Source organism: Ruegeria sp. AB7, assembly GCF_056542625.1.
Genome location: NZ_JBQGAC010000005.1, coordinates 104,978 through 129,103, shown reverse-complemented (window position 1 = coordinate 129,103; position 24,126 = coordinate 104,978). Strand labels below are relative to the sequence as shown.

Below are 24,126 nucleotides of genomic sequence, written 5' to 3'. Positions count from 1 at the left end.
GTCAAATAGTGTCATCCAAAGCTGGACGAGTCGCAGGAAGCTCTTAGAGCAAACCTTCGCGCTGTGCTTTCTTACGTGCCAGTTTACGGGCACGGCGGATCGCTTCAGCTTTCTCGCGCGCTTTTTTCTCGGACGGTTTCTCGAAATGTTGCTTCAGCTTCATTTCACGGAACACGCCTTCGCGCTGCAGCTTTTTCTTCAGGGCACGAAGCGCCTGATCGACGTTATTGTCGCGAACACTAACCTGCATGTGGTTGTCACCACCTTTCTAGATAGAGTTGCAAGGAAATTGCAGGAAGTGGCCGTATAGCAAAGCACGCCTAACTTGTCTAGTACTGGACCCGCAGCCTCGGAGACCCGACATGACAGCAACCTATGAAGACACCAAAGAGCAGCTTCTCGATGCGATTCTGAACCATGTGCCGTTCGACGGCTGGTCGGAAACAAGCTTTCGTGCGGCCATCAGCGATTGCGATCTGGAGCCCGCGCTGGCCCGAGCGATCTGTCCGCGTGGTGCCGTCGATCTGGCACTGTCCTTTCATGCGCGCGGGGATGCCGCGATGTTGGAGCGGTTGAAATCCGAAGACCTGAGCGGGCTGAAATTCCGTGAAAAGATCGCCGCCGCCGTCCGTTTCCGCCTGCAGGCGGTCGAAGACAAAGAAGCAGTACGCCGAGGTATGACTTTGTTCGCGTTGCCGATCCATACCGCGGATGGGGCCAAGGCGGTCTGGGGCACCTGTGACCAGATCTGGACAGCGCTTGGCGATACTTCGGACGACGTGAACTGGTACACCAAACGTGCCACTCTGTCGGGCGTCTATTCTTCGACACTGTTGTATTGGCTGGGTGATGACAGCCCGGATTATCAGGCGACATGGGAATTCCTGGATCGGCGGATCGAGGGCGTAATGCAGTTTGAAAAGTTCAAGGCGCAGGTGAATGGCAACCCGCTGCTGAAACCGTTTCTGGCCGTCCCCAACTGGCTTGCGGGTCAGGTGAAGGCTCCGACGAAGTTGCCTGACAACCTGCCCGGTTCGCTGTCATCGGGAAAATAGTCGCAGCGTTTCCACTTGCCGCTGGGCCTATTCGTTTTCGCCTGCTAGGCATTGGGCAAAGGAGATATGCCCATGACCCAGACAATGCGCGCTGTCGAGATCACTGTAGCTGGTGGCCCGGACGTTCTGCAACTGACGGAACGCCCGATGCCGGAACCAGCAGAGGGTCAGGTGGTTCTGAAAGTCGCGTACGCCGGGGTAAACCGTCCTGATGCGCTGCAGCGGGCAGGGGCGTATGATCCACCTCGCGGTGCAAGCGATTTGCCGGGGCTAGAGGCCTCGGGCGAGGTCATCGCCATCGGCTCGGGTGTCGAAGGTCTGGTCGTTGGCGATCGGGTTTGCGCCCTGTTGCCCGGCGGCGGTTATGCTGAATATGTCGCAACGCCCGCCGCTCATTGCCTGCCTGTGCCTGCGGGTATGGGTTTGAAAGAAGCTGCCTGCCTGCCCGAAACCTTCTTTACTGTTTGGTCCAATGTCTTCACCCGTGGCGGCTTGAAACCGGGCGAGCGGTTTCTGGTCCATGGCGGTTCCAGCGGGATCGGCACGACGGCCATTCAGCTGGCCAATGCGTTTGGCGCTCGCGTCTTTGCAACCGCCGGGTCGGCTGAGAAATGTGAGGCTTGTATCAAGCTAGGTGCCGAAAAGGCGATCAACTATCGCGACGAAGATTTCGTGGCTGCGATGCGCGCCGAGGGCGGGGCGAACCTGATTCTGGACATGGTCGGTGGTGATTATATCCCGCGCAACATCAAGGCTTTGGCGGAAGACGGGCGGCTGGTTCAGATCGCTTTCCTGCAAGGTCCGGTGGTCGAACTGAACTTTGCGCTGATGATGGTGAAACGCCTCACCCTGACTGGCAGCACCTTGCGCCCACAAAGCGATTTGGCCAAGGCGCGAATCGCGCAAGACTTGCGTGAAGCCGTGTGGCCATTGCTTGAGGCCGGGAAGGTCGCACCGGTGATGGATTCAGAATTCGATCTTTCTGATGCCGCCGCTGCACATGCGCGGATGGAAGCATCGGGCCACATTGGCAAGATCGTTCTGAAGGTCTCTGGTTAAGCTGCTGCCATGTAGTCAGGCGACCGCCCGGCGATACAGGTGCCATGTGGCGTGGCCTAGAACGGGCATGACGACGATCAGCCCCAGCAACATCGGGATCGCGCCCAGTACCAACATCGCCGCCACGATGGCCCCCCAGGTCAAGATCACACCCGGATTCTGACGCAAGACCCGGACCGAGGTTACGACGGCCACGGGAACGCCCACTTTACGATCCAGCAACAGCGGAAAGCTGACCACGCTTAGCGCCAATGCGACCAGTGCAAACAGGAAACCGGTGGCGGTGCCGATGATGATCATGCTCCAGCCTGCTCCGGTGGTGAACACTTCTGTCACGAATGCCATGGCCGAGGCCGGAGGTTCTGGCCCTAGGGTTTGCGCATAGATGCCTTGCGCGACCATCAGCCAGATCATCAATAGCATGACCAGATAGAAGCCCAATGCCAGTATGGCTCCGAAGGAAGGTGAGCGGAACACGCCGAACGCGTCTAGCCAATGAACGTCTCCGCCCTGTTCCCTCTTGCGACTGATCTCATAAAGCCCGACGGCGGCGACCGGCCCGATCAGGGCAAAGCCCATGACAAGCGGGGCCAGCAGGGGCACCATGTCTTTGTTGAGCCCAATACCGAACATCAGCAGACCTGCGATTGGATAGATCAGAACGACAAAGATCGCATCGGCCCGGGTTTCGAGAAAATCGTTATATCCAGCTTTCAGGCATTCGCGCAGATCCTGCAGGGTCAGCGTATGCACCGTAGGCAGAGCCTGAACATCCGCGCTGCCGATCTCGGTCACGGATTCAGTGACATGATCGCTGGTTGCCCGCAGATTTCGGGCGACCCAGGTGATTGGGTTACCGATTGTCTTGTCCATGTTCATCCCCTTTTCTGGCGTGGGTGCGCCGCGGGATGCATCCGGCGTGGCAATTCGCGTGACCGGATCAGCCGGCAACGTCTGCCCAATTACAACGTCTCGTTGCATTATAGCACATATTGCGAAATTTTGCCCGATCACCCTTGCAGAGCCGGAAGGATTGCTCTGCCGCACAGGCGTGTTAGCTTTGTTTCCACAGGCAAGGGAGGCATTCATGCAGCAGACAGCACGCACAGTCGTCATACACGAATCCGGCGGCCCCGAGGTTCTTCGGATTGAGGATCGCCCGCTTGGCGATCCCGGCCCGGGTGAGGTGCGCATTCGCCATCATGCCTGCGGATTGAATTTCATCGATGTGTACCAGCGTACCGGCCTTTATCCGCTGGAGTTGCCTCATGCGTTGGGAATGGAAGCGGCCGGAGTCGTTGAGGCGGTAGGCGAAGGCGTTACGCATCTTGCCCCCGGCCAACGCGCGGCCTATGCCGCAGGCCCATCGGGAGCATATTCCGAAGCGCGCGTGATGCCTGCAGCACAGGTTTGTCCGCTGCCCGAGAGTATCTCGTTCCGCACCGCAGCGGCCATGATGCTAAAGGGCATGACGGTTGAATACCTGTTTCACCGCACAACGCCGCTGCGGCGCGGAGATACTGTGTTGTTCCACGCGGCAGCCGGAGGTGTGGGACTGATCGCCTGCCAATGGGCGAAATCCGAAGGCATCAAACTGATCGGGACAGCGGGAACGGATGAGAAATGCAGCCTGGCGCAATTCAATGGCGCGTCACATTGCATCAACTACCGGACCGAGAATTTTGTCGAGCGTGTGGCCGAGATCACCGGAGGCAAAGGGGTTGATGTGGTGATGGACTCCATCGGTGCGGACACGTTTGAGGGATCGCTAGATTGCCTGAAACCCTTGGGCATGATGATCTCATTCGGAAACGCTTCGGGGCCAGTGCCGCCTGTCGATCTGGGAATGCTTGCGCAGCGGGGATCTCTGAAGGTGACGCGGCCAACCTTGTTCACGCATATCTCGGATCACGCCACCTGTCAGGCGATGGCGCGACGCTTGTTTGGCAAAGTGGACGGGCGCGAGGTCAAGATCCATGTCGATCAGGAGTTTCCGTTGGATCAAGTTGCTGATGCGCATCGTGCTTTGGAAGCACGACAAACCACCGGCAGCACAGTCTTGGTGCCCTAGCGGCACGGGCCCGGCGCAAATAGCCGGGCCCTACCTTCTCATCAAAACCGATATGCGACGCGCAGTTGAACTGTAGTTGCGTCAACATCGACGCCCGATGAGTTGAAGTCGTCGAACTCATGATACAGAATCTCGCCTCCAACGCTGATATTGGGGGCTACGATCTGCTCATAGCCTGCGCCGATGAACCAGCCATCGTCACTGCCCAGATTATCGGTATCCGCATCGGCATAACCGGCGGTGCCATAAAGCAGGCCCTGCGGGTTCACCTTGTAGCCCGCGCGCGCTTTGAGCCGCCAGACATTCTCGACCGTGGCGGCGCCGGAAAGGTCTACGTCGCTCCAGTCATAGTCGAAGCCACCTCCGACGACCCAATCGCCCAGATCGTAATCATATCCAAGGATGATACCGCCGATCGCACGATCGCCGTCGACGCCTGATACGTTTGTGTCGATGTCCGCATAACCAAACTGTGCACCGCCGTAGAATCCAGTCCAGTTGCCTGAGGATTGCGCCATGGCGGATCCCGCAGCCAATACGGCGACCGAGGTGATCAGTGCCAATCTTCCTGTCATCGTCTCATTCCTTTCGCTCGAAACCTGCTGCCAATCAAATCTAATGGCAGCGTTATGATTGAATCTACGTTCCGGCCCTTAGGCCGGATCAGTGATGTTTTGACTGTCCCGAACAACTTTATTCTGGCCGGAGCCCCGGCGTGGGCCCACTCAGGTTGGGCTCTTTTCTCACATGCTAGATAGGGTGAAACATGATGCCTTCAAACGAAGATCGGCGGCAGATACGATCTGCCGCCGATGCACAAAGGTCTTGTCAGCGAATTATTGCTGTAGTTCAGCCGGGTCTTTGTCGGCGATGTCTTCCCAGTTCGCGCTGGCTTTCTCAACAAAGCCCGGAATGTCGCCTTCCCAACGCTCCTGAATGTCTTGTGACAGGTTCAGATACAGCTTGTTGTCGACGATTTTCCAGTAGTTCGGGTCACCATCGAACTTGAAGCCCATTGCGGTGCCAAATGCGCAATAGCCGCCGTAAGCAGGCAGATAGGCCTCTGGGTTCGCCTCAAAAGCGGCTTTGTTCTCTTCCGATGCAAAACGGTACAGGGCGTCGTTGTGCAGCGTGGTGATTTTGTAATCACCCTTGGTTGCTTCGCCAACGGTGAAATAGGCAACCGGGTCATAGCCCTGCATTGCCAATCCGGTCGAGCTTGCGTTGATTTCGACGCCAGCCGCCATTGCTGAGCTTGCGATCGCAACAGACAGCGCGACTCCGCTGATGATGGATTTGAACGTGTTCATGACTTCACCTTTCGTGAATAGGCTCGCTGAAGAGCACTGTAATTTTGCCCGGGCGAACCGGATTTGATTGTCGCGACGCCTGTAATTGGCCGTCACAAAATCCCAGTTGGGGAATGGCCCGATCACGTTCAAAGCAATCAATTGTGATTGTGCAATCACAAAGACCGGTTGTTCATTCCTGCACGTCAGGCACCAGCGCCAGGACAAAATCGACCACCTTTTCCGCAGGCATTTCGCAGGGGCGAAGCAATGCGCCGCTTTTCTGTGTGAGATAAAGGTTCAGGCTGATGTAATCCGGCCCGCCCAATTGATGAGCCACCAGTTTGTGAGATTTCCCGCAGGCCATGATCTGATGCGATACCAAATATCGATGCGGCCCAACGGAACCGGTGAACGTGCCGACCGGCAGATCATGGAACGCTTTCAGAAACGCGCTGGGCGCTGTCACGATTTCCCGATTTTCGGTTCTGTCCCCGCCTTGATCCGCGCTAGGTTGGCGCTGTGCCGCCAGTAGAGCAGCAAGGTCAGAGCAATTCCAAGAACGAAGGTACTGCCATCTGTCAGCACCATGATCCAGGTGGTGGATAGGGCGGCGGCGGCCAGCGCACCAACGGATGAAATACGCCAGATCAGCGCCGCGACCAGCCATGTCAAGCAGCAGGCGACACCCACGCGCCAGTCAAGTGCCAGCCAAAGGCCCAGAAAAGTCGCAACGCCTTTGCCGCCTTTGAAGCCCAGCCAGACCGGAAAGCAATGCCCGAGGAACGCGGCCAACGCGGCGATCTGCGCGGCATCTTCACCAGCCAAAGCGCGTGCCAGCAGAACAGCAACGGCACCCTTGGCTGCATCAAACAGCAATGTCAGCGCTGCCGCTGCCTTATTGCCGGTTCGCAGGACGTTGGTTGCGCCGATATTGCCCGACCCGATTTGCCTCAGATTTCCCAGACCCATCACGCGCGCGACGATCATGCCAAAGGGTATGGACCCAAGCAGGTATCCTAACGCGGCCCACAGGATGAGCTGAGTCATTGTGCTGTCGATCAGGGGCATCAGGCTCTCCGGTACACTTCTTGTCCAGCGACAAAGGTTGCGGTGACCTTACCCTGCATCCGCTGACCGTCAAACGGTGTGTTCTGCGATTTCGATTTCAGCGTAAATCGGTCCAGAACAAAGGGAACATCCGGGTCGAACTGCACCAGATCGGCAGGCGCGCCTAGGGCCAGGCGACCGCTCTCCAACTCCAGCCGTTTGGCCGGATTGAGGGCCATGGCGCGGAACAGGGTTGGCAAGTCCAGCTGTTCGGAATGATATAGCCGAAGCGCAGCAGGCAGCAGTGTTTCCAGCGCCACCGCGCCCGAGGCCGCCTCTTCAAACGGCAGTCGCTTGCTTTCCTCATCCTGCGGCGTGTGCATGGAGCTGATCGTATCGATCAGACCGGTTCGCACCGCTTCGATCACGGCTTGCCGGTCATCTTCGGATCGCAGTGGAGGCTTAATCTTGAAGAAGGTGCGATAATCGGACACGTCCAATTCGTTCAACGTCAGATGGTGGATCGAGGTGCCTGCTGTGATGTCCAGCCCGTTGCGCTTGGCGCGCTCCAGTGCGGGTAGGGCGCGGGCGGTGGTGATCTGATCGGCGTGATAGGCGGCCCCGGTCATTTCAAGCAGGGCGATGTCGCGGTCCAACCCCATACGCTCGGCCATAGGCGTTACGGCAGGCAAGCCTCGCAGTGCGGCGAATTTGCCGCTGGTGGCCGCGGCACCGCTGCTCAGGCCCGGCTCTTGAGGGTGGGCGATCACAAGCGCGCCACAGGATTTGGCGTAGGTCAGCGCGCGTGAGAACACCTTGGTATTGGTGATGACATGATCGCAATCGGTAAAAGCCACGGCCCCTGCGTCTTGCAGGAACCCGATCTCGGTCATCTCACGCCCTTCGCGCCCTTTGGTCAGGGCGGCCATCGGCAAGACGTTTACCGGCGCGTCCGCTTGCGCGCGGCGGGTGGCAAACTCCAGCGTTTCGGGTGTATCGACGGCAGGCAGCGTGTCTGGACGGGTGACGATGGTCGTCACTCCCCCGGCGGCAGCGGCCAAACCCGCAGATTTATAACTCTCCTTGTGTCGCTCACCGGGCTCGCAAACCTTAACGCCAATGTCGACGATACCGGGCGCAAGGCATTGCCCACCGCAATCGACCACCTGCGTGTCAGCGTCTGGGGCCGTGCCTTCACCAAGCGCTGCGATCCGACCATCGGCAATCTGCAGCCAGCCGATGCTATCTGTGCCAGCTTCGGGGTCGATCAGGCGAGCGTTAGTAAAAATCAGATTGCTCATGCCATGGCCCTTTCGATTGCAGCTTTGGTGGCGGCGGGGTCCGCCTGATATTTGATCAGGTGCTTGTCGCCGCCTTTTGTGACGATCTGGACAAAGCTGCCAATGGTATTGACCGTCTGAATTTGGTTCAGCGCCACCTTACGCGGACCAGGACCGGTGAGAGTGGTGCCCGTCATTTCCCACTTGGCGACCAGTTCTTCCGAAGCCAAATACCAAGCGCGGATGGTGATGGCGGCCAACCCTGCGGGCGCGCCGGTCCAGACGTAAGGGTTGCCTATCAACCAAAGCAAGACCATCGCGGCCGCCATTGCAAACGCGGCGAGCCATGCGTTGGTGCGGATATAAGCGCCCTTGTCTGGCGTGAATGTTACAGGATCAGCCACAAGGCACCTCCGACGGCGATCAGAATCAGTATGGCAATGACGGCTGAACCGATGCGGCTTGGTTTATTATACACTGGCGGGCTTTGCGGGGCCGAGAACGGTTTTGCGCTTTCGGTCTCAATCGTGCCGCCGGACCAGTTGGTAGCCTCTTCGGTGAACAGGCCAATCAGATGCAGGCGGGGATCGAGGGAAAGGGTTGCAGATCGACCACCCAGCGCCGCACTGCGCAGGACCATCACCCAGCCTTCGATGGCCTCCAATTTCGTGCGGTCCAACTGGTCTTCCGAGACACCGCAGCCTTCGCTGAGATAGCCATAAAGCCCGAGATCTTCGAGGTCGGATACCGGAAAAATGTCGATCTGTTCTGGATCCAGCCCCTCGACACCCAACACCTGATCAACAGCCCCCGGTTCGCGCAGGAATTTCGCCTCTTCCGGGCGCATGTCCAGCGAGAACAGGCGGATCACGCCGCGCTCATGGGGGGCGATGATCAGATCGTTCATGCGGCTTCTCGCACGTTGCGCGCCAGCAGGTCCATGGCGGCCATGCGGACGGCAACGCCCATCTCGACCTGTTCCTGAATGACGGATCGGTTGATGTCATCGGCCAGAGTGCCGTCGATCTCGACCCCGCGGTTCATTGGACCGGGGTGCATCACGATGGCGTCTGGCTTGGCCAGCGCCAGCTTTTCAGCGTTCAGACCGTAGCGGTGATAATATTCGCGTTCCGAGGGGATAAAGCCGCCGTCCATCCGTTCCTTCTGAAGGCGCAGCATCATCACAACGTCGACGTCTTTCAGACCCTCATTTATATCATTATAGATCTCGGCCCCGAATTCCGCGAATTGCGACGGCACCAGCGTCGGCGGGCCGATCAGACGGATGCGGTTTTCCATCTTGCCCAGCAGGATCAGGTTCGATCGCGCCACGCGCGAATGCGCCACGTCTCCGCAAATCGCGATGTTCAGCCGGTGTAGGCGGCCTTTGGCACGGCGGATGGTCAGCGCGTCCAGCAGGGCTTGCGTCGGGTGCTCATGCCGCCCGTCACCTGCGTTCAGCACGGCGCAGTTTACCTTCTGCGCCAGCAGGTCCACCGCGCCGGAATGAGGATGCCGCACCACCAGCAGATCGGGATGCATTGCGTTCAGCGTCATTGCTGTATCAATCAGCGTCTCGCCCTTTTTGATCGAACTGGCCTGCATCGCCATGTTCATCACATCCGCGCCCAATCGCTTGCCCGCAATTTCGAAACTCGCCTGCGTACGGGTCGAGTTTTCAAAGAACATGTTGATTTGAGTCAGGCCCGACAGCACATCGGAATGCTTAGCCGATTGCCGGTTCAGATCGACATAGGTTTCGGCCAGATCAAGGATAGCGGTGATATCGGATTGCGACAGATGCTCGATGCCAAGAAGGTGACGATGGGCGAAACGCATGGGCGGGCTCCTGTCTGACAATCGGACCGCTTATAGGAAGCCATGCAGGCCAAGGCAACCTAAGGTTCCGACCCTTCGGTTAGTTTCTCACATCCGCCTTCGGGCAGGCATTGTTCCCCTGGTTTGCACCACTTGCCATAGCCACAATCAATGGCCTTGATCGGAACACAGCCCTGATAAGCCGAGCATTTAAAGCCGGGTCGGCATTGCGAACCGGTTTCTTCACACAGAAACCAGCCGGGGCGCGAACATCCGCCGCCCGGCAAGCAGGATGAACCGGCTCCGCAACTCCTGCCATCGGCGCAGGTTGTGGATGGAGCGGGGACCAAATCCGGTCTGCTGCGCTCGCATTCACCGCGTCCGTTGCAGAAGCTACCACCGGGGCAATCCAAGCGCGAGGTGCACTTATTCGCCCCAGCAGGGGCGCAACGGGTTCCTCCTGCCACGCAGCGCTCGAACGGGCCGCAGGTGCGCCCACCTCCACAATAGGTGTGTCCCGGCGGGATACAGCGGCCATCAAAGCTGCAGCGCTGGCCTGCGGGGCAACAACCGCGCCCGCATTGCAACTGTCCGGCGCGGCATTGTTTATCCCGATCAAACAGCTGCGCACTCGCCGAACCGCCAGAGGTTGCCAGCAATAGAGCAATCAGAAGGAATCGCAGAAATGACAGCATGACCCTGCCATGGTCGGTGCGACCCTGTGCCATGGCAAGGTCTATTCGCTTTCCCTCGGTCAAAAGCTGGTTAGATTGAGGGTTATGGAATCGGGCTTGGACCATCATACCGCGCGGGCGCTGCTGGAATGGCAGATCGAGCTGGGCGCAACTGAGGCGATCGGCGACGCGCCGGTGGATCGCTATGCGTTGCCGGACAAAGCGGCCAAGGCTAAGAAATCAGCTGCGGTTGAACCTGCGAAAAAACCAGAACCGGTCGATACCGCAGCTGTTGCAAAACAGGCGGCGAAAACCGCTGGATCGCTCGTCGAGTTGCGTGCGGCGATGGAGGCGTTTGATCTTTGCGACCTCAAACGCGGCGCGCGGCAGTTGGTGTTTTCCGATGGCACCCCCGGCGCACGGGTAATGATCATCGGCGAAGCGCCCGGCCGTGATGAGGATCGCGAAGGTAAGCCCTTTGTCGGGCGCGCTGGGCAATTGCTGGACCGGATGCTGGCCGCGATTGATCTGGATCGGCGCGAGAATGTCTACATTACCAACGTGTTGCCGTGGCGGCCCCCGCAGAATCGCGATCCCAAGCCGGAAGAGATTGGCATGATGAAGCCGTTTCTGGAACGGCATGTGGCGTTGGCCAAGCCCGAGGTGCTCGTGGTGATGGGCAATATTAGCTGTCAGGCCTTGCTGGGCAAACGCGGTATCACGCGGCTGCGCGGGAAATGGGATCAGGCGCTGAACCTGCCGGTCATCCCGATGTTCCACCCGGCCTACCTGCTGCGTCAACCGCAGATGAAACGTCAGGCCTGGGCCGATTTGCTGGACCTGCAAGCAAGGCTGAGGGGCGCGGGATGAGAGTTCTGGCGTTTTCCGATCTTCATATGGCGCGCAACCGGGCCGCTGATCTGGTGGTCGCTAGCGCCGAGGCTGATCTTGTCATCGGTGCGGGGGACTTTTGCAATGCGCGGCGGGGCCTGAATGAAGCGATGCAGATGCTGTCGGGCATTGCAGCGCCGCTGATCCTGGTGCCGGGCAACGCTGAGAGCGCCGAGGAACTGACAGCCGCTGCGCCCGAAGGCGCGCATGTTCTGCACGGGACGGGCATGACATTGGATGGTCTGCGCCTGTTCGGGCTGGGCTACGGCGTGCCGGTGACGCCTTTTGGAGACTGGTCCTGCGATCTTACTGAAGCTGAAGCATCGGAACTGCTGGACCGGTGCGAGGCTGCGGATGTTCTGATCGCGCACTCTCCGCCAAAAGGATATGGGGATGTGACATCACAAGATGTGTCGGTCGGCTCGACCGCAGTTCGGGACGCGGTTGAACGCATCCAGCCCGATTTTGTCTTTTGCGGTCATATCCACGACAGTTGGGGATACCGCGGCATGCTCGGGCGGTCTCAGATCGCCAATCTGGGCCCAAAACCACATTGGTTCGAGGTAACAACGTGATCGAGACAGTGACATTGATGGCCTTCATCCCAGCCGCACTGGTGCTGAATTTCACACCCGGCGCTGACATGATGTTCTGTTTCGGGCAAGGGTTACGGTCTGGGTCACGCCCAGCGATGATGGCCAGCCTCGGTGTTTCGACGGGTCTGATGGTGCAAGTTTTGCTGGCGGGGCTTGGACTTGGGGCGTTGGTATCAGCCGTGCCTTGGCTGTTTGACGTTATCCGGTGGATGGGCGTTGCTTATCTATTGGTTCTTGCATGGGGCGCAATCCGGAAAGGGGCAGTGTCGGACGATGCAGCAATCAAGCCTGCTCATTTCGCGTTTCGCGAGGGGTTGCTGGTGAACCTGACCAATCCCAAGGTCATTCTGTTTGTTTTGGCCTTTATCCCTCAGTTCGTGGACCCAGCAAACGGCCCGGTTCTGCTGCAATTCCTAACCTTTGGTGCAATTATCACCTTGGGCAGCATTCTGGTGAACGGGGTGGTCGGTATCTTTGCGGGCGGAGCAGGGCGCATTTTGATCTCAAACCCACGCGCTTCACGTATCATTGGATGGGTCACGGGCGGGATATTCGCGGCTCTTGCCATCCGGCTTGCCATTATGGAAAGGGCTTGACGACATATGTCGCGCATTGATGAAAGCATTGAGTTCATCCCCGTCCGCATTGCGGTTCTGACTGTGTCGGATACTCGCTCGCTGGACGACGACCGCTCGGGCCAGACGCTTGTCGACCGGATCGAAACGGCTGGACATTCAGTGGCGGACCGCAAGATCATTCAGGACGAACGCGCCCAGATTGCCGAGCAATTGCGCAGTTGGATCGCGGATCCTGAAATCGACGTCGTGATCTCGACCGGCGGCACAGGTCTGACCGGTCGCGATGTTACAGTCGAGGCGCACCGGGACGTTTATGAAAAAGAGATCGAAGCGTTTGGCACCGTTTTCACCATCGTGTCTATGGAAAAGATAGGTACTTCTGCCGTGCAGTCCCGCGCTACAGGCGGAGTTGCAGGCGGAACCTATCTGTTTGCGTTGCCGGGCAGCCCGGGTGCCTGCAAAGACGCTTGGGATGCGATTCTGGAGAAACAGTTCGATTATCGCCACCGGCCCTGTAATTTCGTTGAAATAATGCCCAGATTGGACGAACACCTGCGACGGAAGTAGACTGGTTCTGCGTTTAACGGATCATAACCGCTTTGTGGCTTGGCATTTTTTGCGTCCCGGCTACCTTTGCGGAAGGCAGCATGTGCGACCAAAGGTGAGTGACCGATGCGATTTCTGCGGCAAAGCCTTGTTGGGGTGTTCCTGGCGTTTTTGACGCTGGGCCTGCTGATCGTTGCCGCACAGATGATCTCGGGCGCGGTTCAGGATGTGCTGACGCGGGACAATCAGGCACCTGAGGCGCGGGAACGCATATTCGCCGTTACCGTACGAACCGCCGAGCCGGAAACCATTACTCCTTATCTGGAAGCGTTTGGCCAGATTCAAAGCCGCCGCCGGTTAGAGCTGCGCGCGGCCTTGGGTGGGCGCGTTGTATCACTGGCCGAAGATTTTGAAGATGGCGGTACTGTAACGGCGGGAGAATTGCTGGTCGAACTGGACCCAGCCGATATGCAATCGGCTCTGGACCGTGCCAAATCCGATCTTCTGGATGCCCAGTTTGAAGAGCGCGACGCCGAACGCTCGCTGCTGTTGGCGCAGGATGAGTTGAAATCAGCCGAGGCACAGGCCGAACTGCGTGACCGGGCTTTGCAGCGTCAGCAGGACCTGCAGACGCGAGGTGTCGGGGCTGCTGCAAGCGTCGAAGAAGCGGAACTGGCCGCAACATCGGCTCATCAGGCAGTTCTCGCGCGCAGGATCGCTCTGGCGCAGGCCGAATCCCGGGTGGACCAGGCAACAACCCTGTTTGCGCGGGCTCGTATCGCGTTGGAAGGGGCCGAGCGTGACCTGGAGGATATGACGATCCATGCCGGGTTTGATGGGACGCTGACCGAGGTTACTTTGGTTGAAGGCCGCTTGGTCGCGGCCAACGAAAAGCTGGCCGAACTCGTCGACCCCAATGCGCTTGAGGTCGCGTTTCGGGTTTCCACCGCGCAATTCGTGCGGTTGCTGGACGCGCAGGGTGATCTGATCTCAGCCCCGGTGACTGTATCGCTTGAGGTCACGGGGACCGATCTCACTGCCACCGGCCGGATCAGTCGCGATAGCGGCGCGGCGGGTGAAGGGCAAACCGGGCGTCTGATCTATGCGCGTCTCGACGACGCGCCGGGATTCAAGCCGGGGGATTTTGTCACCGTTTCGATTGAAGAACAGCCGCTCGATAATGTGGTCCGTCTGCCATCCTCGGTTCTGGACGCCACGGGCAACGTGCTTGTTCTCGGCCCCGATGACCGGCTGGAACCGTTGGCTGTGCAATTGATCCGTCGTCAGGGCGATGAGGTGCTTTTGCGTGGTGAAGGCCTGGAAGGCCGCGAGGTTGTGATTGGCCGGACGCCTCTGCTGGGTTCGGGTGTACGTGTGCGGCCCCTACGGATTGAGGCGAATGCCGAAGCTGATCCGGGCATGGTCGAGCTTTCGGACGAAAAGCGCGCTCAGCTTGTGGCTCAGGTCGAGGCCAGTGATGCCATGTCTCAGGAAGACAAAGCCCAAGTATTGGGCCAGTTGAGCGAGGCCAAAGTGCCCGCCACCCTAATACGCCGTCTTGATGACAACCGGGCTGGGGGCTAAGCGCCATGATCCGCGACATTCCCAACGCGGCGGGCGGTATCCTCAGCTATTTCACCCGGCACCGGACTGCGGCCAATCTGTTGCTGCTGATCATGCTGGTGCTGGGGGCCGCCGCGATCCCCAACATGCGGGCGCAGTTCTTTCCTGATGTGATTCTCGAACGCGTCGATGTGAACGTTCAATGGGACGGCGCAGGCCCCGAGGATGTCGACAATGGCATCATCCAATTGCTGGAACCTGCGCTTTTGGCGGTTGAGGGCGTTGCCAGCACGGAATCAACTTCTCGGGAGGGAACGGCGCAGGTCAGGCTGGAGTTTGAGCCGAACTGGGACATGTCTCGCGCGGTTGAGGAGGTCCGGACCGCCGTCGATAGCGTCACCAACCTGCCCGAAGACGCCGAGGAACCAACCATCAGGCGCGGCGCTTGGCGGGATCGTGTCACGGATGTGGTCATCACGGGGCCCATCGAAGCTGAACAACTGGCCAAATTCACCGATGAATTGATAAGCCGCCTGTTTGCGGTTGGTGTCACGCGGACAACGATCCGGGGACTGGCCGCGCCGCGTGTGGTGGTCGAAGTGCCCACCGCACAGTTGATCGCCAATGATATCTCGCTTTCGGATATTGCCGAGGCCATTGCGGCAGAAGTCACCGCGAACCCCGCGGGCGATGTCACAGGTGCCAATGCGCGTATTCGGACAGGCGTTGAGAAACGCACCCCGGAAGAGATCGAAGGTATCGCCCTGCGCAACTTTGCCGATGGTTCTAAGCTGGTTGTGGGCGATGTGGCTGAAATTCGGGTCGAAGGGGTCACGCGCAACCGCAGCTATTTCGTTGGTGACAATCCGGCGATGTCGATCCGCGTCGACCGGTCCAATTTGGGCGATGCCATCGGAATTCAGCGCGATGTCGAGGATGTCGTGGCCGAGATGCAGGCCAGCCTGCCCGAAGGTATCACGATTGAGCTGATTCGCACCCGCGCACAAGCGATCACCGACCGACTAGATATTCTGGTCGACAATGGGCTGGTTGGGCTTGGGCTGGTGGTTTGTCTACTCTTCCTGTTTCTGAACGCCCGCATCGCTTTCTGGGTGGCTGCCGGTATTCCGGTGGCAATGTCTGCGGCGATTGCGCTGATGTATCTGGGCGGGTTGTCGCTGAACATGGTGTCTCTGTTCGGTTTGATTATTACCTTGGGCATCGTGGTTGATGACGCCATCGTCGTGGGAGAGCACGCCGATTTCCGTGCCCGCCGTTTGGGCGAAGCGCCAATCGTCGCCGCAGAACGCGCTGCCCGCCGAATGGCGATGCCGGTGTTTGCTGCAACAGTGACCACGGTCATCGCCTTCTTTGGTCTCACCGCCATCGGTGGCCGCTTCGGAGAGCTGATCCGAGACATCCCGTTCACGGTTATCGCTGTCCTGATTGCCTCACTGATCGAATGCTTCCTGATCCTGCCGAACCATATGGCCCATGCCATCGCGCATTCGGCTAAGGAGCATTGGTATGACTGGCCCAACCGGGTTGTGAACAAGGGCTTCCGCTGGGTGCGCGACCACCTGTTCCGCTCGCTGGTCGCGTGGGTGGTCTGGGCACGGTATGTGGTTGTTGCACTGATGGTGGTGATACTGGCCAGTCAGATCGCTCTGTTCATTCGGGGTGATGTGAATTGGCGGTTCTTCAACGCACCGGAACGCGGTTCGGTCACTGGCAATTTCATCATGGTCGAAGGCGCGACGCGCGCTGAGACGCTGGAAATGATGCGCATGGTCCAGAAAGCCACGGAAGAACTGGGTCAGGTTTACGAAGAACGCCATGGCCGCAACCCGATCGAATACGTTCTAGCCGAGGTTGGCGGTTCGGCCGGATGGGGGCTGCGCGCGGCGGATGGCAAGGATGACGATCTACTGGGCGGCATCTCGATCGAGCTGATCGATGCCGACTTGCGCCCCTATTCCAGCTTTGAATTTGTGGGCGAGCTGCAGGATTTCGTGCCGCGCCACCCGAAGGTCGAGCTGCTTAGCTTCCGTGGTTGGCGTTCAGGGCCCGGTGGCGACGCGATTGACGTGCAGTTCTACGGTGCGGATGTGAACACGTTGAAATCTGCATCCGAGGACCTCCAGGCGGAACTCGCGAAATACCCGGAAGTTTCGGCGCTCGAGGATAACCTCGCCTATGACAAGGAAGAGTTCATTCTGGACCTCACCGCGCAGGGTCAGGCGCTGGGTTTCCGCATCGAAACACTGGGCCGCGTGTTGCGAAACCGGCTGAACGGGATTGAGGCCGCGACCTTCCCGGATGGTCCGCGTAGCACCGAGATTCGGATCGAACTGCCCGAGGGCGAACTGACTGCTGATTTCCTCGAACGCACATTGATGCGGACTCCGGATGGCGTTTATGTCCCGCTCGCCGATATCGTCTCGGTCGAGCGTAAATCGGGTTTCTCGACCGTCCGGCGCGAAAATGGTCTGCGGGTCATCTCGGTGAATGGTGATATTTCCGAGGACGACCCGGCGCAGGCTGCCGAAATCGCCCGCGCCATGCGCGAAGAGATATTGCCAAACATCGCCGCCGAACAGCAGGTCGAATGGCGCATGGCTGGCCTGAGTGAGCAGGAGGATGAATTCCTGTCCGAGGCCCGCACAGGCCTGATCCTGTGTCTGACCGGAATTTATCTGGTATTGGCTTGGGTCTTTGCCAGTTGGACAAGGCCCTTGGTGGTCATGGCGATCATTCCCTTTGGCCTCGTGGGCGCGATCTGGGGGCATTACCTGTGGGGCGTGCCGTTAAGCATGTTCACCGTCGTCGGCCTGTTGGGCATGACCGGGATCATAATCAACGACTCGATTGTTCTGGTGACCACAATCGACGGATACCGGAAAGAGCGCGGGTTGGTGCCGTCAATCGTCGAAGGCACGGCAGATCGATTGCGGCCTGTGATGCTGACCACGCTGACCACGGTACTCGGGCTGACGCCCTTGATGTACGAAAGCTCGCAGCAGGCGCAGTTTTTGAAACCGACCGTGATCACACTGGTCTATGGGCTGGGCTTTGGCATGGCCCTGATCCTGCTGCTAGTGCCTGCATTGCTGGCCATCCTAAACGACATCTCACGCCCGATGACATCGATGAGACGGGCCTTGCGCGCGCCGGACAGGGTGGTACGCAATGCCGTGCGCGCAACGGGCGCAGCGTTGGCGATCTGGCTGGGTGCCTCGATGATCTGGCCCGTAGTGACAGGTGCGCCGTTGGCGCTGCTCTCGGGTCTCTACCCAGCCGCCGAAGGTCCAAGTGTGTTGCAAATGGGCTTTGGCGTTTTCGTAGCGGGTGCGACCGTGATCCTGCTGGTAGGTGTCGTGCTGTCCAGCGTGCTTTATGCACGCTTGTCGGATCGGGTCGAGGCTTGATCCATCTCTAAAGCACGCCGCAAAAGATCGGGAACGCGGTCGCTCATTGGCAGGTCGCCGCTGGTGATCTGGTCCACCGGAAACCACTGAGCGTCCTGCGCGTCGTCTGCAGCGACAGGCGTGCCGGTTACATAGCGACACGCAACTCCGACCAGCAGGTAGTGCGCCCGGGTCTGCCCGCTATCATCGCGCAGCAAAAGGTCGAGATTGTCGAGATAGACCAAAGGCTCAGCAATCACACCGGTCTCTTCCCGCAGCTCGCGGGTGGCGGCGTCCAGAACCGTTTCACCCCATTCCACATGGCCGCCTGGAAAGCCCCACAACCCCTGATCGGGTTGCTTGCTGCGTTGCACCAAAAGTACCTGGCCATCGTGCAGCACGACAGCCAAGGCACCGATCTTTGGGGTCTGGCTCATCCGGTCAGCCTGCGCTGCATCCTTGGATATCGACAGCGTGGTTTGCCCCCAGAACCGTGATGCGCACTTCGGACCGATCCAGCGCAAATGGCCCGCCGGAGGCACCGATAATCTCCGAGCTTGCGATCAGGGTGTTGCCCTGACGGCGTGTATCGGGCTGCGATGCCCAGAGTGCCGGGTTTCCTGGTTCAATGACGGCGAATTCGGACCCGCCCGCTGAAGGCATGGTGATACGCGCCTCGATCCGCATTCCGTCTGCAGTGGGAGTCAATTGGCACGTCGCATCCGCCACGCCTGCTTCGCGTTCGGAAAACGGGCGCTGGGCGAGGGCTGCGGCGATGGCCGGATTGCGTGCAGCGTCGGCATCCATTGTGTGATCGAATTGCAACCGACCCGGCACGCAGACATCCTTACACACGCCCAAGTCCATCTCGCCGCGCAAACGCACGGGTTTGGCAGGGTTCTTAGGCGTGATTTCGACGGGCAGTACAAGTTGATCCTCATACCCGACCGAGCGCAGCCCGTTCTGATCAAACACATGCGGCGCGGGCCACGTGAAGGCTATGTCTGCAATATTGCGAGAGCCTTTCCAATCAAACTGTGGCGGAATGCCCGCATCGCCGGGTGCGCGCCAATAGGTCTTCCACCCGTCCTTGAGCTTTAGACGCAAGGCCCCCTGATAGGTACCTTCGGCGGTTTTGCCGCCGTCCAACACCTCAAGCTGAACCAGATTATCAACCCCCTGCGCAGTGGCGGGGGCACCAAAACAAAGGCTGACGGCCAACACGGCTGCAGCAGATTTGCAAAGCGCTTTCATATGCAGAACATGCGCATTCCGGTCGTGATTGCCAAGTCACGTTCCGGTCACTTCTGTGAAATGCACGGAAATCCCGGCTGATCCCTTGCCATTCCCCGGTTCACAGGGTCATTCTAGGGATATCCTATGGCGCAAGAGATATCTGCTGATGGACCTTACGGGAAAACTGTTGATTGCGATGCCCGGAATGGGCGACCCGCGATTCGAGCATTCGGTCGTCTATATCTGCAGCCATGGTGATGACGGCGCGATGGGATTGATCGTGAATAAGCCTTCGGACTTGCGGATCAAGACCTTGCTGGAACAGCTCAACATCCCGTGTCGGATACCCGTAATTGGCGAACGGCTGGTGCAGTTTGGCGGCCCGGTCGAGATGTCGCGTGGCTTTGTCCTGCATAGCGCAGATTACGAGGCGAATCTGCATTCAATGCAGATATCCGAAGATTTCAGCATGACCGCAACGCTGGATGTGCTCGAGGATCTGGCCTCGGGCAAGGGGCCGCTGAATTCGATGCTGACTTTAGGTTATTCCGGCTGGGGGCCGGGTCAGTTGGAAGATGAGATCGCGATGAATGGTTGGTTAACGACTGATGCGTCGTCGAAACTGGTCTTTGATGTCCCTGATGACGAGAAATGGGAGGCGGCTTTGGCCACGCTTGGTGTTGATCCGCTGACCCTTTCAGCCAGCGCAGGCCGCGCCTAATCGCGTGGGGCCGCTGCGCGGCGTAGACGGTCGTTGATGGCCGCACCTAATCCGTGTTGGGGAATTGGTGATACGGCGATTGGCTGACCGGTATCGTTAAGTTTGTGAAGGGCGGCAAACAGGTTGGCGGCGGCCTCGGGCAGGTTGCCGGTGCTGGAGAGGTTCAGATCACAATCAACGGGGCCAAAACCCAGCAACACCTCGTCCCCCTGCCGTGACCGGGCGTTCAGCCGCACCGGCGCGTCCGGCGCGTAGTGGGATTGCAACTGCCCCGGCGCGGTAAGCAGATCGCCGGGTTGGTGGTGATGCAGTTCTGCCTTTAGAACCTCTTCGATTTGTTCCAATGCGACACCACCTGGACGCAACAAGGCAGGGGTGCCGGCCAGACCCACAATAGTGGACTCAAGCCCGACACCGCACGGCCCATCGTCCAGAACTGCGGCTATGCGTCCCTCCAGCCCCGCTCGGACATGGGCCGCCGTCGTTGGGCTGATCTGACCAGAGGGGTTGGCCGATGGCGCTGCCACAGGACCGTCAAAAGCGGTCAGTAAAGCGTGCGCTGTGGGATGCGCAGGCACGCGAACGGCCAGAGTATCCAAGCCAGCTGTGACCAGCGACGAAATCCCGTGATCGGGGCGCAGAGGAAGAACCAGAGTTAACGGTCCGGGCCAGAAGGCATCAGCCAACAAATCAGCCTGATCGGTCCATTCGACGAAGCGTTTCGCGGTCTCGGTTGAGGCGACATGGGCGATCAGTGGGTTAAAACTGGGTCGCCCCTTGGCCTCATAGATCGCGGCCACAGCCTCGCCGTTCCGTGCATCGCCACCCAGTCCATAGACGGTCTCGGTCGGGAAAGCGACCAGCAGCCCCTGCCGCAACAGGTCAGCGGCCTTGGCGAGCCCGTCGGCGTTTGCTGGTAAGTCTTGAGTACCGAGAAGGGTCATGGATCGTGACGCCGCGTTTTGGTTGCTTGCAGTTCAGGTAACGGTAGGTAATCGTGCCAGCCCAGATGAATACCGGCGTGGGGCCGGGATTCCAACCCCACGCTGACAACTTGCCAGAACCAGAGGGAAACCATGCCCTATCGCGCCCCGATCTCAGACTATGAATTCCTATTCCGTAACGTGATCGGCTTTGACCAGATCGCCGCGACCGAAAAGTTCTCGGAAGCCAGCGAGGATGTGGTTAGCGCCATTCTGACCGAAGCCGGGAAGATGTGCGAAGAGATCATGGCCCCGCTTCAACGCCCTGGTGATCTGGAACCCGCGCGGCTGGAGAACGGCGTGCTGCGGACCTCTCCGGGCTATGCCGAGGGCTGGAGGGCGATTGCCGAAGGCGGCTGGATCGGGATGAGCGGCGATCCCGAATATGGCGGTATGGGTCTGCCCATGACCATGACCACTGCCGTGAATGAGATGATGAGTGCTGCTTGCCTGTCGCTGCAACTGGCCCCGCTGATGACCCAAGGTCAGATCGAGGCGCTGGAGCATCACGCAAGCGATGCGTTGAAGGCGCTCTATCTGCCCAAGATGATGGCGGGTGAATGGTCAGGCACCATGAACCTGACCGAACCGCAGGCCGGATCGGATGTGGGCGCGCTGACCTCGAAGGCCGAAGACAATGGCGACGGCACCTATTCGGTGACCGGGCAGAAGATCTATATCTCTTGGGGCGACAACGACTTTGCCGAGAATGTCTGCCATCTTGTTCTGGCCCGCCTGCCAGACGGTGTTCCGGGGACCAAGGGGATTTCGCTGTTTCTGGTGCCGAAATACATCCCCGACGAGAACGGCAACCCCGGCGTGGCCAATGACCTCAAGGTGGTCTCGCTGGAACACAAAATGGGCCTGCACGGCTCGCCAACCTGCGTGATGCAATATGACGGGGCCAAAGGCTGGCTGGTCGGCAAGGAACATGGCGGGATGGCCGCGATGTTCACCATGATGAACAACGCGCGTTTGGGCGTGGGTGGCGAAGGTGTGGGTGTCGCCGAAGGGGCCTACCAGCATGCGCTGGCCTATGCGTTGGAGCGTAAACAGGGCAAGACGCCCTCGGGCGCGATCATCGACCATGCGGATGTGCGGCGGATGCTGATGTCGATGCGCGCAGATGTGTTTGCGGCGCGGGCGATCATGCTGGCCAATGCAGCTGCAATCGACATGGCGCAGGCCACGGGTGAGGCCGATTGGGCGGCACGTGCGGCGCTGCTGACGCCGATCTGCAAGGCTTTTGGCACCGAGACCGGCATGCGCGTTTCCGAGACCGGCGTTCAAGTGCATGGTGGCATGGGCTTCATCGAAGAAACTGGTGCTGCACAATATTATCGCGATGTCCGTGTGACCGCGATCTACGAGGGCACCAATGGTATTCAGGCCATGGACCTCGTAGCGCGCAAGATGATGGATGGGGGTGAGGCGGCCTCGAACCTTCTGGATGAGATCGAGGATCAAGCCGAGAAGGCGCGCGCCACGATGCCTGAACTTGCTGGTCCTGTTTGGGAAGCTTCCGAGTCGCTGCGGGAAGCGACGGAGTGGCTCGTTGCTCAATCGGATATGAACAACCGGTTTGCTGGCGCGGCTTCGTATCTAAAAGCGTTCGCGCGGGTTCTGGGCGGGCATTACCATTTGTCAGCGGCTCTGGCCGATCCCGATGGACCGCGCGCCAAGTTGGCACGCTATTATATCAATGTGCTGCTGCCTGAACATACAGGCTTGCTTGCGCAGGCGCAGAACGGGGCGGATGACCTCTATGCCCTCAGCCCAGAGGAACTGGCGGTTTGATGGATGGCGAGGCTCCGCAAGTGATGCGATATCCGTGGGAGGAACCACCCGCTCCTGGCGAATGGGTCGAAGTTGCAGAAGGAGTTCTGTGGATCAGGCTGCCTTTGCCGATGGCGCTGGATCATGTGAATGTCTATGCATTGGATGATGGCGGCGGCTGGACCATCGTCGACACAGGGCTTTCTTCAAAGAAAACACGGGGAATCTGGCAGGCCCTGATGGAAGGGCCATTGGCTGGCAAACCCGTCCGTCGCGTTGTCGTGACTCATCACCATCCTGACCATGTCGGCAATGCGGGCTGGTTCCAGTCCGAGCATGGTGCAGAACTGGTCACCAGTCGTACCGCATGGTTGTTCGCGCGTATGCTGACGCTGGATGTGCAAGAGAATTGGCCGAAGGAAACGTTGGATTATTACCGCAGCGCGGGGATGGATCCGGACGTGCTGGCCGGTCGGATGGCCGAGCGTCCGTTCAACTTTGCAGACGCCGTGTACCCTATGCCGCTGGGATTTACCCGTGTCAAACAGGGCGACGTGATCCGCATGGGTGGCCGCGACTGGGATGTTCACATGGGCAACGGCCATGCGCCCGAGCATTGCACCTTCTGGAGCCGCGAGGACAATCTGGTGCTGACCGGCGATCAGATCCTCAGTTCGATCAGTTCCAACTTGGGCGTCTATGCCACCGAGCCGATGGCCGATCCGGTGGCCGACTGGTTGGAGGCGTGTGAACGCCTGCAACCGCTGGCCCGGCCCGATCATTTGGTTTTGGGCGGGCACAAACTGCCGTTCACCGGGTTGCCGATCCGCATGCGGCAGTTGATCGATAACCACCACGGCGCGCTGGAGCGTCTGCTGAACGATCTCGATCAACCCAAAACCGCCGCCGAGTGCTTTGCCCCGCTGTTCAAGCGCCAGATCAGGGGCGGGGAATACGGCCTCGCGCTGGTCGAGGCGGTTGCACATATGAACCATCTCTACCACATTGGAGCGGTCACCCGGACGCGGCGCGCGGACGGAGCTTGGGAATATCAGCGCAAAGGGTAGAGCAATGGACAAGATCGAAACCTCAGCCGAGGCAGCGGAATCTGCGGCGTTGCCGCGGTGCTATGAGGTGCACGCCAACCCTGAAGCGGCATCGGGGAACAAGGATTTGCCCAAGCCATTGCAAAAGCCGGTCGAAAGCAAAAGCCCTGCTCAATGGGCCTATGAGCGGCTGATCATGTATATTCAGAATTTCGAGAAGACTCTGGATGGCGATCACGAGGTTGCCATGGGATTCACCGGTGGTGATGCCGGTGTAATGCGGATCGAGGGCATGGGCTATTTCGATCCGGATGTGATCACCTTCTATGGCTCGGACGGAGGCGGCGCCAAAACGCAGCTCGTCCAGCATGTCAGCCAGTTGAATGTGATGCTGCGTGCCTTGCCGAAATCGATCGAGGATAAACCAGCCAACCGCATTGGTTTCCGGCTGGCGGCTGATCTGGAAGAAAGCTGACGCCCACTCTTG

26 protein-coding genes are annotated in these 24,126 nt (G+C 59.3%); 13 read left to right on the top strand and 13 right to left on the bottom strand.

Going from position 1 to position 24,126, the window contains the following annotated elements:
• Positions 1-43: 43 nt before the first annotated feature.
• Entirely contained in the window at positions 44-250 is a 207-nt protein-coding gene (gene rpsU / locus ACR0EN_RS14190; RefSeq protein WP_005614280.1) for a 30S ribosomal protein S21, read from the bottom strand.
• A gap of 112 nt (positions 251-362) precedes the next feature.
• On the opposite strand from rpsU, the gene ACR0EN_RS14185 reads away from it, so the two are divergent.
• Entirely contained in the window at positions 363-1,055 is a 693-nt protein-coding gene (locus ACR0EN_RS14185; protein ID WP_480587321.1) for a COQ9 family protein, read from the top strand.
• A gap of 72 nt (positions 1,056-1,127) precedes the next feature.
• Positions 1,128-2,114 carry an NAD(P)H-quinone oxidoreductase gene (locus ACR0EN_RS14180; protein WP_480587319.1) on the top strand — a complete coding sequence of 329 codons (987 nt, stop codon included), beginning with the start codon at positions 1,128-1,130 and terminating at the stop codon, positions 2,112-2,114.
• A gap of 15 nt (positions 2,115-2,129) precedes the next feature.
• Here the strand turns inward: ACR0EN_RS14180 and ACR0EN_RS14175 are convergent, their stop codons facing one another.
• Positions 2,130-2,987, bottom strand: a complete 858-nt coding sequence (locus tag ACR0EN_RS14175) for a DUF2189 domain-containing protein (protein ID WP_170408392.1) — start codon at positions 2,985-2,987, stop codon at positions 2,130-2,132.
• A gap of 214 nt (positions 2,988-3,201) precedes the next feature.
• On the opposite strand from ACR0EN_RS14175, the gene ACR0EN_RS14170 reads away from it, so the two are divergent.
• Positions 3,202-4,185 carry a quinone oxidoreductase family protein gene (locus ACR0EN_RS14170; RefSeq protein ID WP_170423639.1) on the top strand — a complete coding sequence of 328 codons (984 nt, stop codon included), beginning with the start codon at positions 3,202-3,204 and terminating at the stop codon, positions 4,183-4,185.
• 41 nt (positions 4,186-4,226) lie between these two features.
• Here the strand turns inward: ACR0EN_RS14170 and ACR0EN_RS14165 are convergent, their stop codons facing one another.
• The 8 genes from ACR0EN_RS14165 to ACR0EN_RS14130 all read right to left on the bottom strand — a co-directional run bounded on the left by ACR0EN_RS14165 (position 4,227) and on the right by ACR0EN_RS14130 (position 9,643).
• On the bottom strand, positions 4,227-4,760 hold the full coding sequence (locus ACR0EN_RS14165) for an outer membrane protein (RefSeq protein WP_480587316.1): 534 nt from the start codon (positions 4,758-4,760) through the stop codon (positions 4,227-4,229).
• A 261-nt stretch (positions 4,761-5,021) separates the two neighbouring features.
• Positions 5,022-5,495 (bottom strand): YHS domain-containing (seleno)protein, encoded by a 474-nt coding sequence (locus ACR0EN_RS14160; protein WP_170395661.1) that lies wholly within the window; start codon positions 5,493-5,495, stop codon positions 5,022-5,024.
• Between the two features lie 172 nt (positions 5,496-5,667).
• Positions 5,668-5,943 (bottom strand): hypothetical protein, encoded by a 276-nt coding sequence (locus tag ACR0EN_RS14155; protein ID WP_170395663.1) that lies wholly within the window; start codon positions 5,941-5,943, stop codon positions 5,668-5,670.
• Positions 5,940-6,545, bottom strand: coding sequence for a glycerol-3-phosphate 1-O-acyltransferase PlsY (gene plsY, locus ACR0EN_RS14150; protein WP_170395665.1), 606 nt, complete (start codon positions 6,543-6,545; stop codon positions 5,940-5,942). The genes ACR0EN_RS14155 and plsY overlap by 4 nt, the downstream gene beginning before the upstream one ends.
• Positions 6,545-7,825 carry a dihydroorotase gene (gene pyrC / locus ACR0EN_RS14145; protein WP_480587313.1) on the bottom strand — a complete coding sequence of 427 codons (1,281 nt, stop codon included), beginning with the start codon at positions 7,823-7,825 and terminating at the stop codon, positions 6,545-6,547. Before pyrC ends, plsY begins: the two co-directional genes overlap by 1 nt.
• The gene (locus tag ACR0EN_RS14140; protein WP_170818573.1) at positions 7,822-8,208 is read right to left on the bottom strand and encodes a hypothetical protein; all 387 of its coding nucleotides are present in this window, start codon (positions 8,206-8,208) and stop codon (positions 7,822-7,824) included. The genes pyrC and ACR0EN_RS14140 overlap by 4 nt, the downstream gene beginning before the upstream one ends.
• Positions 8,193-8,711 carry a hypothetical protein gene (locus tag ACR0EN_RS14135; protein ID WP_170818574.1) on the bottom strand — a complete coding sequence of 173 codons (519 nt, stop codon included), beginning with the start codon at positions 8,709-8,711 and terminating at the stop codon, positions 8,193-8,195. The genes ACR0EN_RS14140 and ACR0EN_RS14135 overlap by 16 nt, the downstream gene beginning before the upstream one ends.
• The gene (locus ACR0EN_RS14130; RefSeq protein WP_480587309.1) at positions 8,708-9,643 is read right to left on the bottom strand and encodes an aspartate carbamoyltransferase catalytic subunit; all 936 of its coding nucleotides are present in this window, start codon (positions 9,641-9,643) and stop codon (positions 8,708-8,710) included. The genes ACR0EN_RS14135 and ACR0EN_RS14130 overlap by 4 nt, the downstream gene beginning before the upstream one ends.
• Before the next feature lie 758 nt (positions 9,644-10,401).
• Here ACR0EN_RS14130 and ACR0EN_RS14125 point away from each other — a divergent pair.
• The 6 genes from ACR0EN_RS14125 (at position 10,402) to ACR0EN_RS14100 (ending at position 17,898) form a co-directional block, all read left to right on the top strand.
• Positions 10,402-11,166, top strand: coding sequence for a uracil-DNA glycosylase (locus ACR0EN_RS14125; protein WP_480587557.1), 765 nt, complete (start codon positions 10,402-10,404; stop codon positions 11,164-11,166).
• Positions 11,163-11,762 (top strand): metallophosphoesterase, encoded by a 600-nt coding sequence (locus tag ACR0EN_RS14120; RefSeq protein WP_170423648.1) that lies wholly within the window; start codon positions 11,163-11,165, stop codon positions 11,760-11,762. The genes ACR0EN_RS14125 and ACR0EN_RS14120 overlap by 4 nt, the downstream gene beginning before the upstream one ends.
• Positions 11,759-12,379, top strand: coding sequence for a LysE family translocator (locus tag ACR0EN_RS14115; protein ID WP_170423650.1), 621 nt, complete (start codon positions 11,759-11,761; stop codon positions 12,377-12,379). Before ACR0EN_RS14120 ends, ACR0EN_RS14115 begins: the two co-directional genes overlap by 4 nt.
• A 6-nt stretch (positions 12,380-12,385) precedes the next feature.
• Positions 12,386-12,928, top strand: coding sequence for a molybdenum cofactor biosynthesis protein B (gene moaB / locus ACR0EN_RS14110; protein ID WP_170408382.1), 543 nt, complete (start codon positions 12,386-12,388; stop codon positions 12,926-12,928).
• A 105-nt stretch (positions 12,929-13,033) separates the two neighbouring features.
• A complete protein-coding gene (locus ACR0EN_RS14105) occupies positions 13,034-14,491 on the top strand; it encodes an RND family efflux transporter (RefSeq protein ID WP_170818578.1) in 1,458 nt (485 codons plus the stop codon).
• Positions 14,492-14,496: 5 nt separating this feature from the next.
• The gene (locus ACR0EN_RS14100; protein ID WP_480587305.1) at positions 14,497-17,898 is read left to right on the top strand and encodes an efflux RND transporter permease subunit; all 3,402 of its coding nucleotides are present in this window, start codon (positions 14,497-14,499) and stop codon (positions 17,896-17,898) included.
• On the opposite strand, the gene ACR0EN_RS14095 is transcribed toward ACR0EN_RS14100, so the two are convergent.
• The gene (locus ACR0EN_RS14095) at positions 17,865-18,314 is read right to left on the bottom strand and encodes an NUDIX hydrolase (RefSeq protein ID WP_170612826.1); all 450 of its coding nucleotides are present in this window, start codon (positions 18,312-18,314) and stop codon (positions 17,865-17,867) included. The genes ACR0EN_RS14100 and ACR0EN_RS14095 overlap by 34 nt on opposite strands.
• Before the next feature lie 4 nt (positions 18,315-18,318).
• A complete protein-coding gene (locus ACR0EN_RS14090) occupies positions 18,319-19,131 on the bottom strand; it encodes a protein-disulfide reductase DsbD domain-containing protein (RefSeq protein ID WP_170733553.1) in 813 nt (270 codons plus the stop codon).
• A gap of 148 nt (positions 19,132-19,279) precedes the next feature.
• Between ACR0EN_RS14090 and ACR0EN_RS14085 the strand changes: the two genes are divergently transcribed.
• On the top strand, positions 19,280-19,834 hold the full coding sequence (locus ACR0EN_RS14085) for a YqgE/AlgH family protein (RefSeq protein WP_170395693.1): 555 nt from the start codon (positions 19,280-19,282) through the stop codon (positions 19,832-19,834).
• On the opposite strand, the gene ACR0EN_RS14080 is transcribed toward ACR0EN_RS14085, so the two are convergent.
• Complete coding sequence (locus tag ACR0EN_RS14080) at positions 19,831-20,778, bottom strand: L-threonylcarbamoyladenylate synthase (protein WP_170513159.1); 948 nt, start codon at positions 20,776-20,778, stop codon at positions 19,831-19,833. The genes ACR0EN_RS14085 and ACR0EN_RS14080 overlap by 4 nt on opposite strands.
• A 132-nt stretch (positions 20,779-20,910) precedes the next feature.
• Here ACR0EN_RS14080 and ACR0EN_RS14075 point away from each other — a divergent pair, with 132 nt between their 5' ends.
• From ACR0EN_RS14075 to ACR0EN_RS14065, 3 genes are read left to right on the top strand one after another with little or no spacing between them, the layout of a single operon-like run.
• A complete protein-coding gene (locus ACR0EN_RS14075; protein WP_480587300.1) occupies positions 20,911-22,614 on the top strand; it encodes an acyl-CoA dehydrogenase family protein in 1,704 nt (567 codons plus the stop codon).
• The gene (locus ACR0EN_RS14070) at positions 22,614-23,660 is read left to right on the top strand and encodes an MBL fold metallo-hydrolase (protein WP_480587298.1); all 1,047 of its coding nucleotides are present in this window, start codon (positions 22,614-22,616) and stop codon (positions 23,658-23,660) included. Before ACR0EN_RS14075 ends, ACR0EN_RS14070 begins: the two co-directional genes overlap by 1 nt.
• A 4-nt stretch (positions 23,661-23,664) precedes the next feature.
• Positions 23,665-24,114 carry a DUF6173 family protein gene (locus ACR0EN_RS14065; protein ID WP_170395701.1) on the top strand — a complete coding sequence of 150 codons (450 nt, stop codon included), beginning with the start codon at positions 23,665-23,667 and terminating at the stop codon, positions 24,112-24,114.
• Positions 24,115-24,126 lie beyond the last annotated feature (12 nt).

Bases quoted from the DNA above. Each gene is read 5' to 3' on its own strand.
- ACR0EN_RS14185 (WP_480587321.1), top strand. From the start codon at position 363: ATGACAGCAACCTATGAAGACACCAAAGAGCAGCTTCTCGATGCGATT.
- ACR0EN_RS14135 (WP_170818574.1), bottom strand. From the start codon at position 8,711: ATGAACGATCTGATCATCGCCCCCCATGAGCGCGGCGTGATCCGCCTG.
- moaB (WP_170408382.1), top strand. From the start codon at position 12,386: ATGTCGCGCATTGATGAAAGCATTGAGTTCATCCCCGTCCGCATTGCG.
- plsY (WP_170395665.1), bottom strand. From the start codon at position 6,545: ATGCCCCTGATCGACAGCACAATGACTCAGCTCATCCTGTGGGCCGCG.
- ACR0EN_RS14170 (WP_170423639.1), top strand. From the start codon at position 3,202: ATGCAGCAGACAGCACGCACAGTCGTCATACACGAATCCGGCGGCCCC.
- ACR0EN_RS14090 (WP_170733553.1), bottom strand. From the start codon at position 19,131: ATGAAAGCGCTTTGCAAATCTGCTGCAGCCGTGTTGGCCGTCAGCCTT.
- ACR0EN_RS14085 (WP_170395693.1), top strand. From the start codon at position 19,280: ATGGACCTTACGGGAAAACTGTTGATTGCGATGCCCGGAATGGGCGAC.
- ACR0EN_RS14165 (WP_480587316.1), bottom strand. From the start codon at position 4,760: ATGACAGGAAGATTGGCACTGATCACCTCGGTCGCCGTATTGGCTGCG.
- pyrC (WP_480587313.1), bottom strand. From the start codon at position 7,825: ATGAGCAATCTGATTTTTACTAACGCTCGCCTGATCGACCCCGAAGCT.
- ACR0EN_RS14125 (WP_480587557.1), top strand. From the start codon at position 10,402: ATGGAATCGGGCTTGGACCATCATACCGCGCGGGCGCTGCTGGAATGG.
- ACR0EN_RS14180 (WP_480587319.1), top strand. From the start codon at position 1,128: ATGACCCAGACAATGCGCGCTGTCGAGATCACTGTAGCTGGTGGCCCG.
- ACR0EN_RS14160 (WP_170395661.1), bottom strand. From the start codon at position 5,495: ATGAACACGTTCAAATCCATCATCAGCGGAGTCGCGCTGTCTGTTGCG.
- ACR0EN_RS14100 (WP_480587305.1), top strand. From the start codon at position 14,497: ATGATCCGCGACATTCCCAACGCGGCGGGCGGTATCCTCAGCTATTTC.
- ACR0EN_RS14105 (WP_170818578.1), top strand. From the start codon at position 13,034: ATGCGATTTCTGCGGCAAAGCCTTGTTGGGGTGTTCCTGGCGTTTTTG.
- ACR0EN_RS14095 (WP_170612826.1), bottom strand. From the start codon at position 18,314: ATGAGCCAGACCCCAAAGATCGGTGCCTTGGCTGTCGTGCTGCACGAT.
- ACR0EN_RS14070 (WP_480587298.1), top strand. From the start codon at position 22,614: ATGGATGGCGAGGCTCCGCAAGTGATGCGATATCCGTGGGAGGAACCA.
- ACR0EN_RS14080 (WP_170513159.1), bottom strand. From the start codon at position 20,778: ATGACCCTTCTCGGTACTCAAGACTTACCAGCAAACGCCGACGGGCTC.
- ACR0EN_RS14175 (WP_170408392.1), bottom strand. From the start codon at position 2,987: ATGGACAAGACAATCGGTAACCCAATCACCTGGGTCGCCCGAAATCTG.
- rpsU (WP_005614280.1), bottom strand. From the start codon at position 250: ATGCAGGTTAGTGTTCGCGACAATAACGTCGATCAGGCGCTTCGTGCC.
- ACR0EN_RS14065 (WP_170395701.1), top strand. From the start codon at position 23,665: ATGGACAAGATCGAAACCTCAGCCGAGGCAGCGGAATCTGCGGCGTTG.
- ACR0EN_RS14130 (WP_480587309.1), bottom strand. From the start codon at position 9,643: ATGCGTTTCGCCCATCGTCACCTTCTTGGCATCGAGCATCTGTCGCAA.
- ACR0EN_RS14075 (WP_480587300.1), top strand. From the start codon at position 20,911: ATGCCCTATCGCGCCCCGATCTCAGACTATGAATTCCTATTCCGTAAC.
- ACR0EN_RS14120 (WP_170423648.1), top strand. From the start codon at position 11,163: ATGAGAGTTCTGGCGTTTTCCGATCTTCATATGGCGCGCAACCGGGCC.